Annotated in this window: 14 protein-coding genes and 1 tRNA gene; 7 read left to right on the top strand and 8 right to left on the bottom strand. The window is 60.1% G+C overall.

Annotated features, from left to right (window positions below):
- Positions 1–35 precede the first annotated feature (35 nt).
- Complete coding sequence (locus BMY52_RS02095) at positions 36–380, top strand: hypothetical protein (RefSeq protein ID WP_090250202.1); 345 nt, start codon at positions 36–38, stop codon at positions 378–380.
- A gap of 68 nt (positions 381–448) precedes the next feature.
- Here BMY52_RS02095 and BMY52_RS02090 read toward each other — a convergent pair whose 3' ends face one another.
- Positions 449–1,246 (bottom strand): transglutaminase domain-containing protein, encoded by a 798-nt coding sequence (locus BMY52_RS02090; protein ID WP_090250199.1) that lies wholly within the window; start codon positions 1,244–1,246, stop codon positions 449–451.
- Positions 1,247–1,449: 203 nt separating this feature from the next.
- A complete protein-coding gene (locus BMY52_RS15490) occupies positions 1,450–2,139 on the bottom strand; it encodes a hypothetical protein (protein ID WP_090250197.1) in 690 nt (229 codons plus the stop codon).
- Between the two features lie 159 nt (positions 2,140–2,298).
- Between BMY52_RS15490 and BMY52_RS02080 the strand changes: the two genes are divergently transcribed.
- The 6 genes from BMY52_RS02080 to mfd all read left to right on the top strand — a co-directional run bounded on the left by BMY52_RS02080 (position 2,299) and on the right by mfd (position 8,630).
- Positions 2,299–2,384 (top strand) — tRNA-Leu (locus BMY52_RS02080).
- 86 nt (positions 2,385–2,470) lie between these two features.
- Entirely contained in the window at positions 2,471–3,322 is an 852-nt protein-coding gene (locus tag BMY52_RS02075; RefSeq protein ID WP_177169804.1) for a universal stress protein, read from the top strand.
- A gap of 57 nt (positions 3,323–3,379) precedes the next feature.
- The gene (locus BMY52_RS02070) at positions 3,380–3,799 is read left to right on the top strand and encodes a hypothetical protein (RefSeq protein ID WP_090250193.1); all 420 of its coding nucleotides are present in this window, start codon (positions 3,380–3,382) and stop codon (positions 3,797–3,799) included.
- Between the two features lie 29 nt (positions 3,800–3,828).
- Entirely contained in the window at positions 3,829–4,707 is an 879-nt protein-coding gene (locus tag BMY52_RS02065; RefSeq protein ID WP_090250190.1) for a carbon-nitrogen hydrolase, read from the top strand.
- 109 nt (positions 4,708–4,816) lie between these two features.
- Positions 4,817–5,023 carry a YgaP family membrane protein gene (locus BMY52_RS02060; RefSeq protein WP_090250188.1) on the top strand — a complete coding sequence of 69 codons (207 nt, stop codon included), beginning with the start codon at positions 4,817–4,819 and terminating at the stop codon, positions 5,021–5,023.
- Positions 5,024–5,144: 121 nt separating this feature from the next.
- Positions 5,145–8,630 carry a transcription-repair coupling factor gene (gene mfd, locus BMY52_RS02055; protein WP_090250185.1) on the top strand — a complete coding sequence of 1,162 codons (3,486 nt, stop codon included), beginning with the start codon at positions 5,145–5,147 and terminating at the stop codon, positions 8,628–8,630.
- 15 nt (positions 8,631–8,645) lie between these two features.
- On the opposite strand, the gene BMY52_RS02050 is transcribed toward mfd, so the two are convergent.
- The 6 genes from BMY52_RS02050 to pufB all read right to left on the bottom strand — a co-directional run bounded on the left by BMY52_RS02050 (position 8,646) and on the right by pufB (position 13,964).
- Entirely contained in the window at positions 8,646–10,073 is a 1,428-nt protein-coding gene (locus BMY52_RS02050; protein WP_090250183.1) for a mannose-1-phosphate guanylyltransferase/mannose-6-phosphate isomerase, read from the bottom strand.
- A 345-nt stretch (positions 10,074–10,418) separates the two neighbouring features.
- Positions 10,419–11,558, bottom strand: coding sequence for a photosynthetic reaction center cytochrome PufC (gene pufC, locus BMY52_RS02045; RefSeq protein ID WP_090250180.1), 1,140 nt, complete (start codon positions 11,556–11,558; stop codon positions 10,419–10,421).
- Positions 11,555–12,529 (bottom strand): photosynthetic reaction center subunit M, encoded by a 975-nt coding sequence (pufM, locus tag BMY52_RS02040; protein WP_090250177.1) that lies wholly within the window; start codon positions 12,527–12,529, stop codon positions 11,555–11,557. The genes pufC and pufM overlap by 4 nt, the downstream gene beginning before the upstream one ends.
- A gap of 15 nt (positions 12,530–12,544) precedes the next feature.
- Positions 12,545–13,369 carry a photosynthetic reaction center subunit L gene (pufL, locus tag BMY52_RS02035; RefSeq protein ID WP_090250174.1) on the bottom strand — a complete coding sequence of 275 codons (825 nt, stop codon included), beginning with the start codon at positions 13,367–13,369 and terminating at the stop codon, positions 12,545–12,547.
- A 148-nt stretch (positions 13,370–13,517) separates the two neighbouring features.
- Complete coding sequence (pufA, locus tag BMY52_RS02030) at positions 13,518–13,715, bottom strand: light-harvesting antenna LH1, alpha subunit (RefSeq protein ID WP_090250171.1); 198 nt, start codon at positions 13,713–13,715, stop codon at positions 13,518–13,520.
- A 90-nt stretch (positions 13,716–13,805) separates the two neighbouring features.
- On the bottom strand, positions 13,806–13,964 hold the full coding sequence (gene pufB, locus BMY52_RS02025) for a light-harvesting antenna LH1, beta subunit (protein WP_025281025.1): 159 nt from the start codon (positions 13,962–13,964) through the stop codon (positions 13,806–13,808).
- Positions 13,965–14,130: the final 166 nt, after the last annotated feature.

The following is a 14,130-nucleotide window of genomic DNA, read 5'->3' as shown; positions in this document are numbered from 1 at the left end:
CCAACCCCTTACCCTCCCCTCCTTAAGGAGTTCCTATGAGATTCGCCCGTTCCCTACCCCTGATCGCCGCCGCCACCACCTGGCTGATGCTATCAGCCTGCGGTGGAGAGGAGCCCGCCGCGCAAGTCCCCCTGATGGTACTTGCGTCCCAACCCGCCAGCCATGATGGCCAAATGATCACCACTCAGGGTGTGGTGCGCTACGTGGAGGACCCCCTGCACTACTGGATCGAGGACGAGCAACTGCGTCGCGTGGGGGTTGAACCGGACGATATGATCGCCCCTCACCTGGGTGAGACGGTCAAGGTGACAGGCCGTTTTCACTACGCCCCCGAAGAAGGGCGCAGTCTGCAGCTGCATCAAGTGGAACCATTGGAGTGAATGCCACCCCGCTGCCGCCCTTGGGATAACCTCGCTAACGGGGCAACCCAGGGGAGGGGGCGATCAGCTCAGTGGGTCAGATCCTCGATCTGCTCCACGAATACGTCCATGCGAGAGGGGATCACCAAGGGGCCAAACTGGTTGAACACCGGCACATCGGAGGCATCACGACCATACCCCAGACGTACCCGTCCAACCTGCGTTTCCGCCTGAGTGGGGTCGAAGGTAAACCACTGCCCGCCCACATAGGCTTCGAACCAGGCATGGAGATCCATGGGTTCCAACCGATGCAGATAGCCCACCACATAGCGCGCCGGGATACTCAGACTCCGGCACAGTGCAATACCCACCTGGGCAAAATCGCGGCAAACCCCGTTGCCTCGCTCGATGGCCTCCCGCGCCGAGATCGGAGCAGGATCGGAATAGGTGAGATACGTCATGTGGCGATGGGTCCAGCGAGTGATGGCATCCACCTGATCGTACCCCGGAATCTTGCCCCGCACGATCTGTGCGGCCTGCTGACCCAAACGATCCGAGTCGCAATAGCGACTCGGCGTGAGGTACATGAGTGTCTGGTCCGGCAAGTCCTGTACCAGCACAAAAGGCGCACCCGGCGCCCGCTCCAACCGGGTGGGAACCTGCACCTCTGACTGCACCTGCACCTGAAAGTGGCCGGCAGGCGCCGTCAGTCGCTGCCAGAGATTACCGTACATATCCGTATACTCGACGATCGGCATGCCGGGCGACACGGTATAGCGGTCCTGCGCCACCCATTGGTGCGCATCGCTGCGCGGCCGCATGAGCAACAGCATGGGACTTTCCACCTGGAAGTCCATCTCAAGGGTACAACCCACCCGCAACCACATAGCTCGACCTCCCGGGGTCGTTGCCATCAACCCATTTATACAGGGCGCCCGTATACAGGGCGCCCGCCGGATGCGGGGCGCCCTGACAGACCGGGCTCACCACCCGTTCATCAGTGTACTCCTCTGCCGGAGAGGAAATCCCGGGAACATGCGCATTCAGACGCTCGAATGCGGGATGACGGCAGGTCTCGTGCCTTCGTCATCTATGACAGCATATTTCGCAACATGGAACGCACCTCCTCGCGAACGATTTCGCGGATGCGCTCCTCCGAAACAGGTGATTCTGGCGGCGGCAATGCCTCCAGGCGCGCACTGATCATGGATGCCACGATGGCGTCCAGGCTGCCAGCGGAGGCGCGGTCCTCGGAAGGGCTCTCGGGCTGCGATGTACTTTCCGGCTTTGCGGCCATGTCTGCTTCCTCGTCTGAATCCTGCGGTGTCATGGTCGGCTCCGGCTCCTGAGTCGGTTCCGGTTCCGGAGTCGCATCTGGTTCCGGCTCCGGCTCTGGCTCCGGCGCCGCTTCCGGAATCATTCCCGGGTGCAACGGAGTGGGGGTGGATGCCGACTCGCGCTTGGGCTCGGACTCAGCCTCCACCATATCCAGCAAGGCCTCCTCGGGATCCTGAAAGGGCTGGCCATTGTCGACATCGTCATGGTCCTCGGGAGGTTCATCAATGACGAATCGATCCAACTCACCGTTCTCAATCCATTGCGCCCACTGCTCGTACAGAGCCTCCTTATCGTCTACCCCCTCCACATCGCCGGAGATAAAGGAAGATATATCCTTGACGTGGTATTTTCGCTGTACGTAATCCGCCAGCAGCGGGCCCACCTCCTCGCTACCGCGGGTCAGGGCCACCAACCTCATCAAACTCTCGGATTTGGCACTCATCTTCTGTTTCCTTGATCAGTCATGAAAGGCACTCACCTCAGGTTAGCGGCATCAGGGGCTCTAGGTTAAGTCCATTGCTTTTACCCGCCTGCCGGGGCCGTTATACTGCCCTCCTGCGGGTGCATCATGGGAGTAAGGTGCCGGACCTGCAATCACCCCGCCCGGGTGGCGAAATGGGTAGACGCAAGGGATTTAAAATCCCTCGGCCTCAGGCCGTGCCGGTTCGAGTCCGGCTCCGGGCACCATATTCCATCGGATCAATCCAAATGGATACCACGGCGGCAGGCAGCCTCAGCGGATACCGCCGACCGATGCGCTTGAGGTGATGCAAATGAACAACATCGTTGCCTGCATTGACGGATCCCGCGCTTCGCCATCCGTGTGTGATCACGCGGCCTGGGTGAGTCGGTGCATGGACCTTCCCGTGATGCTGCTCCATGTGAGCATTCAGCCGGAAACCTCCGGTACCCGACCGGTCCGCGAGGCGTCACCCCTGGAACGCCAGGAGTCGCCTCACAGCACGCAGGAACGGACGCAACAACAAGGACGTCAGTTGCCTCAAAAACAGGGCCAGGCCCTCCTGAACGAGGCCTCGGATCGACTGATGCGCCAGGGCATCCTGGAACCGGGCAATCTGCTGCGCCAGGGCGATATTGCCCAGGTACTTCAGGAACTGCAGCACGAGGCCCGCATCGTGGTGGTGGGCCGCCAGGGAAATCACTCCAAAGGCGACATGCAGCAAGTGGGCCGCCACCTGGAAACCATCATTCGCACCCTGGGCGCACCCGTGTTGATCGTCCCGGAACATTACACCACCCCGCAGCGTTTCCTGATCGCCTACGATGGCAGTGAAGCAGCCAACAAAGTGGTGGCCCGGGTAGCGCAAAGCCGGCTGCTCAGCGGGCTGTCAGGGCACCTGCTCATGGTCGGCAAGGATAACGCCGACAATCGCGCCATGATCCACGCAGCACAAAGCATTCTGGAACGCAAGGGCTTTGCCATGCGTGCAGAGGTCCGCCCCGGTCCCGTGGAAGAATGCTTGACTGCCTATCAGGAGGATCACGACATCCAACTGCTGGTGATGGGGCCCTTCGGACATTCCAGGGTCCGACAGTTCTTCGTGGGCAGCACGACCACACGCATGCTGAAGAGATCCCGCGCACCGCTACTGATCCTGCGCTGACATCCCATCCGAGACACCCTTGGACTGGGGTGAACCCTCATCCCTGGCAGAAAATTCATGCGATTCGCCAAGAAACACCCCCCCAACGCATCACCCCAGCCGGCGAGACATCCTTGGCTGCGCTCCAGGCAACCCACCTATCGCATTGCCGCCGTGGGCGTGGGGCTGCTGATGTTGGCCGGGCTGGGCGTCTATATCGGCGTGGGCTACCTGGGGGGCATACCCCAGCAACTGGTGCTGCTTTTTTCAGCTCCGGGCATCCCCATGGGGTGGTGGTTCCTGACCATGTCCACATGGAATGCTGGCCCCATCAACAGCCTCATCATCCAGGGCGCCACCGGTGCCTGCCTGATGACCCTGGGCATTCTCATCCTGTTCGGAGCCTATGGGGGGATATTCCTTGTCAGCCTGGGCCTGATGCTATTGGCCTGTTTTCACTTCTACCTGGCCGTGCGCAGCTTCCGACGTCGGCTTTGACCACACCTGAAACCCGCAGACCCCACATCATGCGTATTGCACTCATTCAACAATCCAACACCGACAACACCCAGGCCAACCTGGACAAAAGCCTGCAGGGCATCGGCCAGGCAGCTGAACAAGGAGCCCGGCTAATCATCCTGCAGGAACTGCACACGGGCCCCTATTTTTGCCAGACGGAGGATACCCGGGTGTTTGATCTGGCCGAACCCATCCCCGGCCCGACCACCCAAACTCTGGCGGAACTTGCGGCAGAACTGGGCGTGGTGATTGTCGGCTCGCTGTTCGAGCGACGTGCTGCTGGCCTCTACCACAACACCGCTGTGGTGCTGGACAGCGATGGCCGCTTGGCCGGATGCTACCGCAAGATGCATATCCCGGATGATCCGGGGTATTACGAGAAGTTTTACTTCACCCCCGGGGATCTGGGCTTCCATCCCGTGGATACCTCCGTGGGACGCCTGGGGGTGCTGGTCTGCTGGGATCAGTGGTTCCCCGAGGCCGCTCGACTCATGGCCCTGGCCGGCGCTGAATTACTGATCTATCCCACGGCCATTGGCTGGGACCCGTGCGACAACGCAGAGGAACAGGCTCGCCAACGGGAGGCATGGATGACCGTGCAACGCGCCCATGCGGTGGCCAACGGGGTGCCTGTGGCCGCCTGCAACCGGGTGGGCTTTGAAGCCGACCCATCCGGCGTGGGGGCCGGAAGCCAGTTCTGGGGCAGCAGCTTCGTCTGCGGCCCCCAGGGGGAATACCTGGATCAGGCCTCCACCGATGAAGAGGCCTGCCTGCTGGTGGATGTGGATCTGGCACGCGGCGAGGCCGTGCGGCGTATCTGGCCCTTCCTTCGGGATCGGCGCATCGATGCCTACGACGACCTGCTCAAGCGGTATCGTGACGCCTGAGTGGATCCATAGCGAAATTTCCAGCCCTGGATCCACTCTTATCAACGACACGACGCCCATTTACCGTTAGAGTGAGGGGTTGCTGTAACAACCCAAGGAGGTTTTTAAGATGAATTTTGAAGAAATGAAGAACATGGGTTCCAACGACCGCATGATCCGTGTCGTGGTGGGCCTGGTGCTGCTGGCCCTGGTTTTTGTCGGCCCACAAACCCCTTGGGGCTGGATCGGCCTGATTCCTCTGGCCACCGCCACCATCGGTTGGTGCCCGGCTTATAACTTGCTGGGTATGAATACCGACTCCGACAAAGACGCCTGATTCGCTCACAGGATCAACAGGCGACCCCGATCCCCCACTTACGGGGATCGGGCGCGTAAACAAAAAGGGCACGGTATAATCGGCGGCCTGTTGAAACACACCCCGGCCGCGCGCATACCGAATGCCACAAAACAGCATCTCCAATCCGCTTGACACACTTGAACTCCCCACCGCCGGACACTCCGTCCGGTGGGGAGGCCTTTCCGGCTCTGCCCTGTGGTTGGCCGTTGCGGAAGCTGCCCGCCGGCACCATGGCGTTTCCCTGGTTATCACACCAGACACCCAGACTGCCGAGCGCCTGGAACAGGAACTGGATTTCTTTCTTTCTGGAGAGCAAGTACCGATCCTCTCCCTGCCGGATTGGGAAACCCTGCCCTACGATGTCTTCTCACCCCATGAGGACATTGTTTCCCGCCGACTGGAAACCCTTTACCACCTCCCTGCCCTGAAGCGGGGCGCTCTGATCATTCCCATCACCACCCTCATGCAGCGCCTGCCCCCCCGCGCCTGGCTGCAGTCGGAGTGTCTGATGCTGCAACAGGGCGAACGGATCGACCGGGACAAACTCAGGGAAGGTTTCGAACAGGCGGGCTATCAGCACGTGAGCCAGGTCATGGAGCACGGTGAGTATGCGGTGCGCGGCGCCTTGCTGGATGTCTACCCCATGGGTAGCGATGCCCCCTATCGCATCGATCTACTGGATGATGAGATCGAGACCATCCGCACCTTTGATCCGGAAACCCAGCGCTCCCGTGACACCATCCGCGAGGTGCGCCTGCTCCCTGCCCATGAATTCCCCCTCAATGAGGCCGGCATCAAGGCCTTCCGTCAGAACTATCGCACCGCGATCGAAGGAGACCCCCAGGCCAGCCATGTCTATCGGGAGGTCAGTCAGGGGGCGGCACCGGCGGGCATCGAGTACTATCTGCCCTTGTTTTTCGAACGCATGGAAACCCTCTTCGACTACCTGCCCGACAACACCCTGGCGATCCATGTCGGCGATACGCTCAGTGCCGCGCAGGCGTTTAATGATCAAGTAGCCCATCGTTACGAACAGCGCCGTCACGACCGGGAACGCCCCCTCCTCCCTCCCGATACCCTCTTTCTCAATGTGGAGGAGGTGGCCAATGGTACGCGCGACTGGCCCACACTGGGCCTGACCAGCGAGTCCGTGCAGGACGATACCCCGGGCAATGCCCAGGACGCCGATGCCCGCCCCCATGGCGATCTGCGACTGCAGGTTCGTCAGACCGAACCGGCCAAGGCGCTCAATGACTTTCTCACGGATTTCCCGGGACGGGTGCTGCTCATGGCGGAATCTCCCGGGCGTCGCGAGGTGCTGCTGGACACCCTGCGTCCCTTCGGGATCATCCCGCATCATGTGGATGCCTGGGCCGATTTCCTGGCATCAGACGCCTCACCCGCCATCACCATCGGTCCCTTGCAATCCGGCCTTTGCCTGCCCGGCGGTGGGATCGCGGTACTCACCGAATCCGAACTCTTCGGTGAAAAGGCCCGTCAGGAACGCCGCCGCCGCAAACCCACCCGGGATGCGGACGCGGTGGTTCGCAACCTCACCGACCTGCATGCCGGCGCCCCCGTGGTTCACGAGGACCATGGCGTGGGGCGCTATCTTGGGCTACAGAAAATCACCGCCGGCGGGCAGGAAACGGAATTTCTCACCCTGGAATATGCCGGGGGCGACAAGCTTTATGTGCCAGTGGCCTCGCTGCATCTGGTGAGCCGCTACACCGGGGCAGACCCGGAACATGCCCCGCTGCACAAGCTGGGCACCGAAACCTGGTCCAAGGCCCGGCGCAAGGCCGCGGAAAAAGCCCGGGACGTGGCCGCCGAACTCCTGGACATCTATGCGCGCAGGGCAGCACGTCAGGGCCATGCCTACCAGGCGCGGGGAGAAGAATATGCCGCGTTCGCCGCGGCCTTCCCGTTCGAAGAAACGCCCGACCAGCTCAGCGCCATCGATGCGGTACTCGATGACATGACCTCCGAGCGACCCATGGACCGGGTGGTCTGCGGCGACGTGGGCTTTGGCAAGACCGAAGTTGCCATGCGCGCGGCTTTCGTGGCCATCCAGGGCGGCAAGCAGGTGGCGGTACTGGTACCCACCACCCTGCTGGCCCAACAGCACGACCAGAACTTCCGCGACCGGTTCGCCGATTGGCCCGTTCGCATTGAATCGCTGTCCCGCTTCGGTTCTCAGAAACAGCACCAGGAGGCCATGAAAGGGCTTGAGGATGGGCGTGTGGACATCGTCATCGGCACTCACAAGCTGATTCAGGGCAATCTGCGCTTCAAGAACCTGGGGCTGGTGATCATCGACGAGGAGCAGCGCTTTGGGGTGCGTCATAAAGAGCGCCTCAAGTCCCTGCGGGCAGAAGTGGACATGCTCACCCTCACCGCCACGCCCATTCCCCGCACCCTGAACATGGCACTGTCGGGACTGCGCGATCTGTCCATCATTGCCACGCCGCCGGAGGAGCGCCTGACCATCAAGACCTTTGTCAGCCAATGGAACAGCGCCCTGATCCAGGAGGCCTGTCTGCGAGAGATCCGTCGCGGTGGGCAGGTGTATTACCTGCACAACGAGGTGCAAACCATCGAAAAGGCGGCTCGGGAACTGCAGGAGTTGATCCCCTCGGCCACCATCGGCATCGCCCATGGTCAGATGCGGGAGCGGGAACTGGAACAGGTGATGCTGGACTTCTATCACCGGCGCTACAACGTCCTGGTGTGTACCACCATCATCGAAACCGGTATCGATGTGCCCACTGCCAATACGATCATCATCCACCGAGCGGACAAAATGGGGCTCTCCCAGCTGCACCAGTTGAGAGGACGTGTGGGGCGCAGCCATCATCGGGCCTATGCCTATCTGATCACCCCGCACCCATCAGGCATGACCAAGGATGCCATCAAGCGCCTGGAAGCCATTGAATCCCTTGAGGATCTGGGTGTGGGCTTCACCCTGGCCAGCCATGACCTGGAGATCCGCGGCGCTGGGGAGTTGCTGGGAGATGAACAGAGTGGGCAGATTCAGGAAATCGGCTTCACCCTGTATAACGAGTTGCTGGATCGAGCCGTCAAGGCCCTCAAGGAGGGCAAGGTCCCGGACCTGGACCACACCACATCCGACACCACGGAAGTGGATCTGGGGCTGCCGGCGCTGCTGCCCGATGACTATGTGCCCGATATCCATACTCGCCTGATCCTCTACAAGCGGTTGTCCGCCTGCCAGGACACGGACCAGCTTCGAGAGATGGAGGTGGAGATGGTGGATCGTTTCGGGCTACTGCCCGCCCAAGCCAAGAACCTGGTGGAGACCACGCGCCTGAAGCTGAAGCTGCAGCCTCTGGGTGTGCGCAAACTGGAACTGGGACCCAAGGGTGGCCGGCTGATATTTCATCCCCACCCGCCGGTGGATCCCATGAGCGTGATCCAGTTGGTTCAATCCCAACCCGACACCGTCCGTCTGGATGGTCAGGACACGCTACGATTTACCGCCGAGATGGAGAGCCTGGATCAGCGCGTCGAGGGGATAAGCCGCCTGCTGGCACAGTTGCATATCAAGCAGGAGACAGCGGCCTGACGGCTGGCCCTCACCTCATGCCCGCCCGTAGGTATCCTCAAACCGGACGATATCATCCTCCCCAAGATAACTCCCTGACTGCACCTCAATGAGTTCAAGGGGAATCTTGCCGGGATTCTCAAGCCGATGCGTAACCCCCAGGGGGATGAACGTGGACTGATTCTCGGTCAGCACAAACTGCTCATCCCCCCGGGTGATACGCGCAGTGCCCCTCACCACCACCCAGTGTTCGGCACGGTGATAGTGCATTTGCAGTGACAGTGTCTCACCCGGCTTCACCGTGATCCGCTTTACCTGGAAACGCGAGGCCATGTCGATCTGCTCGTAACTCCCCCAGGGACGTGCCACACAGCGGTGATTCTCCGACTCCTCCCGTCCCTCAGCCTTCAGACGCGCCACCACCTCTTTCACATCCTGGCTGCGATCCTTATGCATCACCAGAACCGCATCGGAAGTCTCCACCACGATCAGATCCTCAACACCCACAGCCGCCACCAGCCGGTGGTTGCTGTGCACGTAGCAGTTGCGGGCCCCCACCGTCATCACATCGCCCACAGCCACATTGCCATCACCATTTTGCTTCCCTACCGACCATAAGGACTCCCAGGAGCCCACATCACTCCACCCGGCCTCCAGAGGAACCATTACTGCCCGGGAGGTTTTTTCCATGACCGCATAATCAATGGACTCGGAGCGACAGGCCGTGAACGCCTCCCTGTCCACTCGCAAGAAATCCAGATCCACCTGCGTGCTTGCCATGGCATGACGACATGCCTCGAGGATGTCCGGCGCATGCTGCTGCAGTTCCTCCAGATACACCGATGCACGGAACACAAACATGCCGCTATTCCAGTAATAATCTCCGGAGGCCAGATAATCTTCGGCAGTGGCCTGATCGGGTTTTTCCACGAAGGCCTTGACCGAGGCCCCCAAGCCTTCCTGTGTCCGCTCGGCCAGGATATACCCATAGCCCGTATGGGGCTCCGTGGGGACCACACCAAACGTGATCAGACCTCCCTGTTCAGCCAGGGACACCGCTTCCTCCAGCGCTTTCTGGAAGGCCTCGACATTGGAAACCAAGTGATCCGCAGGCATTACCAACAGGATGGGGTCGGACCCAGAGGCCGTCTGTTCCAACGCTGCCAGCGCCACGGCTGGCGCGGTGTTTCGGCCCACCGGTTCCAGGATGATCTGCCCCGGCTCGTTTCCCATTTGTCGTAACTGCTCGGCCACCAGAAACCGGTGAGCATCATTACAGATGACTACCGGTGCCCCCATGGCCGATGCGTCAGGCAGCCGCGCCAGGGTCGCCTGGAGCATCGTCAGCGCCTGCCCCGTCAGCGGCAGAAACTGCTTGGGAAAATGCTGCCGGGACATGGGCCACAGCCGGGTACCGGCACCTCCAGAAAGGATCACAGGAATGATGCCCACAGAACTCTCCATATTGGTTGTTTCCAGTTATCGTCGGTATTGAAGTGAAGACATGAACGTCAGCGGTCCGCCCCATGAATCGTGGCCCCGGCTCGCGATTCACGATGATGTGGGCTGCATTGCAGGTTGCGGGGGAGATGAACGCATGGCTCAAACATACACAAAGCGGGGGCGTACTGCACCCACGAAATCCGCAGAATCGCACGGGGCCGCTCCCCTGCATGCCCCCGCACACAACGCACACAACGCACACAACGCACACAACGCACACAACGCACACAACGCACAAGGGACCCTTAGCGGGTCCCTTGTGATACTGCTTCAGATTGTCAGCGGGCCAACAGGCCCCTTTCAATCTTAACTTTCTGCTGCCTCAAGGGCAGCATCATCCTCGACATCACCTGCAGAAATGTCGGGGTCCACCTGAGTCTCGCTCAACTCAGCATCGGCTTTGGATGGCTCCCAGCCCTCACGCCGCTGAACGCGGTTGAGTTCGGGATAATCCGCCAACATCTGAGCACGATCGAGGGGCAGTTGCAGGCCATTATGGCAGGTAGCGCAATTGGCCTTGGGCGCATCACCCAGGGGACCAAGCCGCGAATCCGGATACACCGGCTGCAACGGGTTCAGATAACCCACATTCAACGCCCGTACCATCTCGATGCCGTGCCATGCCGTCACACGCTGCGGCGGGCTGGCCTGCCAGTCCGGGAAGTTGTTCGTGTTATGGCAGGTCGTGCAGTTGGCACCCAGCGCCTTGGAGAAGTGGATCATCAGACCATGGTTCCACTCGGCATCCTTCAGGTTGTAGGGATTATCACCCATGGGCAAGGTGGAACGCGGCGTGATCCGCAGGCCCTGCGGATCCTCAGCCAGGAACCGAGTGAACACGTCATTCGGCAACGAAGCGGAGGCTACGTTCGGACCTGACAGGTTCTGACCCATGCGACTGGCGGCAACGCCACCGGCCTGTTTCGGACCATGATCCTCAAACCAGATCTGATCCGGGACCGGCTGTCCCATGTGACAGGTGTAGCAGGTCACACCCGTTTCACCCACGTGGGCATCCCACTCGGTGTTGATGGTTTTCACCATCTCCAACATGTTGCGAGACACGATCTTGGTGTAGATGTTCTCATCGGCGAAGTTGCCCGGTACATGGCAGTAGTTACAACCCTGTTCCGGCGCCACCCATGCGGTGATCGCGTTCATCAGGCGGTTGAACTCCCCAATGCTGAGATCACCCAACACTTCAACGCTGGTGTAGATATCTCCGGCCTTGGGGCCGGCACTGTTGGCCGGACTTTCGGCCTCAGGGATCACCAGGTCAACTCGCTTTCTGGCTTCCAGATGACGTTTGGTCACCTGTTCCATGCCCAGTCCGCGATAACCCTTCTGATCGGCGTCAATTCCAACTGGCAGCTCACAGCCAGTCACCAGGAGTGCAGCACCCGTCAGTGCTGCCACTGTCACAGTTTTGCGCGTAATGGTATTCATTGAGACATCCCTTGAAGCGTGGCCGGATCTTCGACGGGCGGATAGATGTTCGGATACGACGGTGCGACACCGTGATCAATCGCCCACATGTACCAGTTATCAACCACTGTGCCCGTAAGCAGAATGCCGATACCGCCAGTGATCGGGACCAGAACGGCGAACCACCAGGCCCAGCGGTGAATGGATTCCATGGTGGCGTTGAAGCCCATGGTCCAGCGCCAGAACAGGGCAGCCCGGTCGGAGGCCGTACCGCGGTCGGTGATTTGCTCGATTTCGCGCTCACCACCGTAGCGGCCCACCGCCAGCACCGTTGCACCGTGCATGGCAAACAGCAGGGCCGACCCATACAGGAAGGCAATGCAGAGCATGTGGAACGGGTTGTAGTACAGGTTGCCGTACTTCAAGGAGAAGGCAGTCGTCCAGTCCAGGTGAGGGAAGATGCCGAACGGTACTGCTTCGGACCAGTCACCCATCAACAGCGGACGGAAGAAGCCGAGGGACAGATACAGGAAGATCGCCGCCGCGAACGCCCAGGCCACATGAGTGCCCAGATTCAGCGCCCGTGCCCGACGATAGACACGTACCCACCACAGCAGGATCGAAGCCGTGAGGAAAAACCCTGCCATCAACCACCAGCCGCCTTCTGCCAGGGGCGGAATCCCCAGGCCATATTCAGCTGCGGGCGGTTCCAGACCCAGATAGAACAACTGACGAACAAACTGCGCAGGATCCCAGTTCACCTGGGCCCAAAAGTTGAAACCAATGATCAGAATTGCGATCAAACCAAAGAGGATCGAGAACAGACCCGTATAGCCCAGATAGATGGGGCCAATTTGGGCGTTACCGAACCGACCGGCTAGATGCATCAGCATCGGCTTGCCGATTCGTTCCCGTTCGTTTTCCAGCGGGACGCCGGCCTCAGGCTCCGCCTGGACCTGCACTCGATTGAATATATTTTGATATTCGGCCATTGTGGTCCCCTTACATTAAGCCCAGATCGGAAGGTTAAGCCACCAGTTCCACCATTCCGGCCAGCTACGGGTCCAGAAGGGACCGCTCAGAATGATGCACACGGCGCTCCAGAAAGCAGCGTTCAGGGCCAGGAACAGACCCAAACGGTGGACGCCAAGGGCACCAATGGAGTAGCCGACGGTGTCACGGAAGAAGGTATCTTCGTATTCAGGAGTCTTGACTGGCTCGCCCTTCTTCGGATTGGTCACGGACAGGATCAGGCCGCCATGCAGCGACAGGGCCAGGGCCGTGGTGAAGAAGAAGGTGATGGCCAGCATGTGGGCCGGGTTATAGTGGAAATGCAGGAACTGGTAACCCACGTTGGACACCCAATCCAGGTGACTCATGATGCCGTAGGGGAAACCGTGACCCCAGGCACCCAGCAGAATCGGGCGGAAGACCACCAGCGTGACATAGGCGAAGATCGCAACACCAAAAGCGATCGGCACATGATAACCCATGCCCAATTTGTTACAGATTTCTACCTGGCGAAGTGCCCAGGAGACAAATGCGCCGATAGCGCACATGGTAATGAATTGCCATAGGCCGCCCTCGGTAAGCGGGGCCATGCCCAGACCATAACTCAAGTCAGGTGGGGCAATGCTGATCTGCCAGACATTCCAGGTTGGGCCCATCGCCGCGCCCCAGATGATCAGCAGCGTTCCCAGCACTGCGAAGATGGCCGTCAGCACACCAAAAAAACCGACGTAGAATGGGCCGACCCAGAAGTCAAATAGATCGCCCCCGATCAACGTCCCCCCGCGTACGCGGTATCTCTTCTCAAAGCTCAGCATGGACATTCCTAGAACCTCCGGTCAGAAGGCACCGGCCGGAGGTTCCGGCCGTTGCCCTATACTCTCAACACTCTGGTCAACGTATTGGCCCAGATGCCGGGCGGGATGCATATGGCGTAGCCATCCCGCCCGGGAGCGTGGGCATCAGACGTCTTCAGGCCAGGGTTGACTTGCCTGTCTGAGCCTGCACGGCGACCTGCTCGGTCGTGTCGACCAGAGAGGCGGTGTGCATCCAGTTGAAGCGCTCGGTGCTCAACAGGATGAAGTGGATCAGCAGAGCCAGCACGGCCAGGAATGCAAACAGGGCAACCAGCGCTCTGCGCGGATCGAACAGCAGCCAAACACGCCACATATTGAAATCTCCTATATTGGAAAGAAACTGCTTTTAATGCTTCACTTAAGGTACGGCTCAAGACTCGATTCGCCTTTCAGGCGAAGCGTCTTACCAAGCCACACCCCAGGGACGCCACATCCAAGCCAGAACGTGGGCCACAGCGGCAACCGCCAGGAAGCCCATCATGCTGGTCATGAAGACACCATGAAACTCCATGGCTTCCTCTTCGTTGAGCCCCGAGAGCGAACCTTTCGTTTCATCAACCATTTAAATACCCTCCAAATGAGCCTAATTGGCAAATACCGCGTTGACTCAACGCGATCACATACGTCGCAGTAAACCTTACACTACGACAAGTTCAACGATCGTGATCCAGCACAGGTAAAACCCGAAATCTGGTTGAAGCCATCCGAGAACGGCGGATTCGCCATCT

The organism is Ectothiorhodospira marina (assembly GCF_900109495.1).
GTDB classification, from domain to species: Bacteria; Pseudomonadota; Gammaproteobacteria; order Ectothiorhodospirales; family Ectothiorhodospiraceae; genus Ectothiorhodospira; species Ectothiorhodospira marina.
Note: the sequence above shows the minus strand (reverse complement) of the source record. Positions and strands in the feature narration are given on the sequence as shown.

Coding starts and splice junctions, on each gene's coding strand:
- BMY52_RS02075 (WP_177169804.1), top strand. CDS start 2,471: ATGAACAACATCGTTGCCTGCATTGACGGATCCCGCGCTTCGCCATCC.
- BMY52_RS15490 (WP_090250197.1), bottom strand. CDS start 2,139: ATGAGTGCCAAATCCGAGAGTTTGATGAGGTTGGTGGCCCTGACCCGC.
- pufC (WP_090250180.1), bottom strand. CDS start 11,558: ATGAATACCATTACGCGCAAAACTGTGACAGTGGCAGCACTGACGGGT.
- mfd (WP_090250185.1), top strand. CDS start 5,145: ATGCCACAAAACAGCATCTCCAATCCGCTTGACACACTTGAACTCCCC.
- pufB (WP_025281025.1), bottom strand. CDS start 13,964: ATGGTTGATGAAACGAAAGGTTCGCTCTCGGGGCTCAACGAAGAGGAA.
- BMY52_RS02070 (WP_090250193.1), top strand. CDS start 3,380: ATGCGATTCGCCAAGAAACACCCCCCCAACGCATCACCCCAGCCGGCG.
- pufM (WP_090250177.1), bottom strand. CDS start 12,529: ATGGCCGAATATCAAAATATATTCAATCGAGTGCAGGTCCAGGCGGAG.
- BMY52_RS02095 (WP_090250202.1), top strand. CDS start 36: ATGAGATTCGCCCGTTCCCTACCCCTGATCGCCGCCGCCACCACCTGG.
- BMY52_RS02050 (WP_090250183.1), bottom strand. CDS start 10,073: ATGGAGAGTTCTGTGGGCATCATTCCTGTGATCCTTTCTGGAGGTGCC.
- pufL (WP_090250174.1), bottom strand. CDS start 13,369: ATGTCCATGCTGAGCTTTGAGAAGAGATACCGCGTACGCGGGGGGACG.
- BMY52_RS02065 (WP_090250190.1), top strand. CDS start 3,829: ATGCGTATTGCACTCATTCAACAATCCAACACCGACAACACCCAGGCC.
- BMY52_RS02060 (WP_090250188.1), top strand. CDS start 4,817: ATGAATTTTGAAGAAATGAAGAACATGGGTTCCAACGACCGCATGATC.
- BMY52_RS02090 (WP_090250199.1), bottom strand. CDS start 1,246: ATGTGGTTGCGGGTGGGTTGTACCCTTGAGATGGACTTCCAGGTGGAA.
- pufA (WP_090250171.1), bottom strand. CDS start 13,715: ATGTGGCGTGTTTGGCTGCTGTTCGATCCGCGCAGAGCGCTGGTTGCC.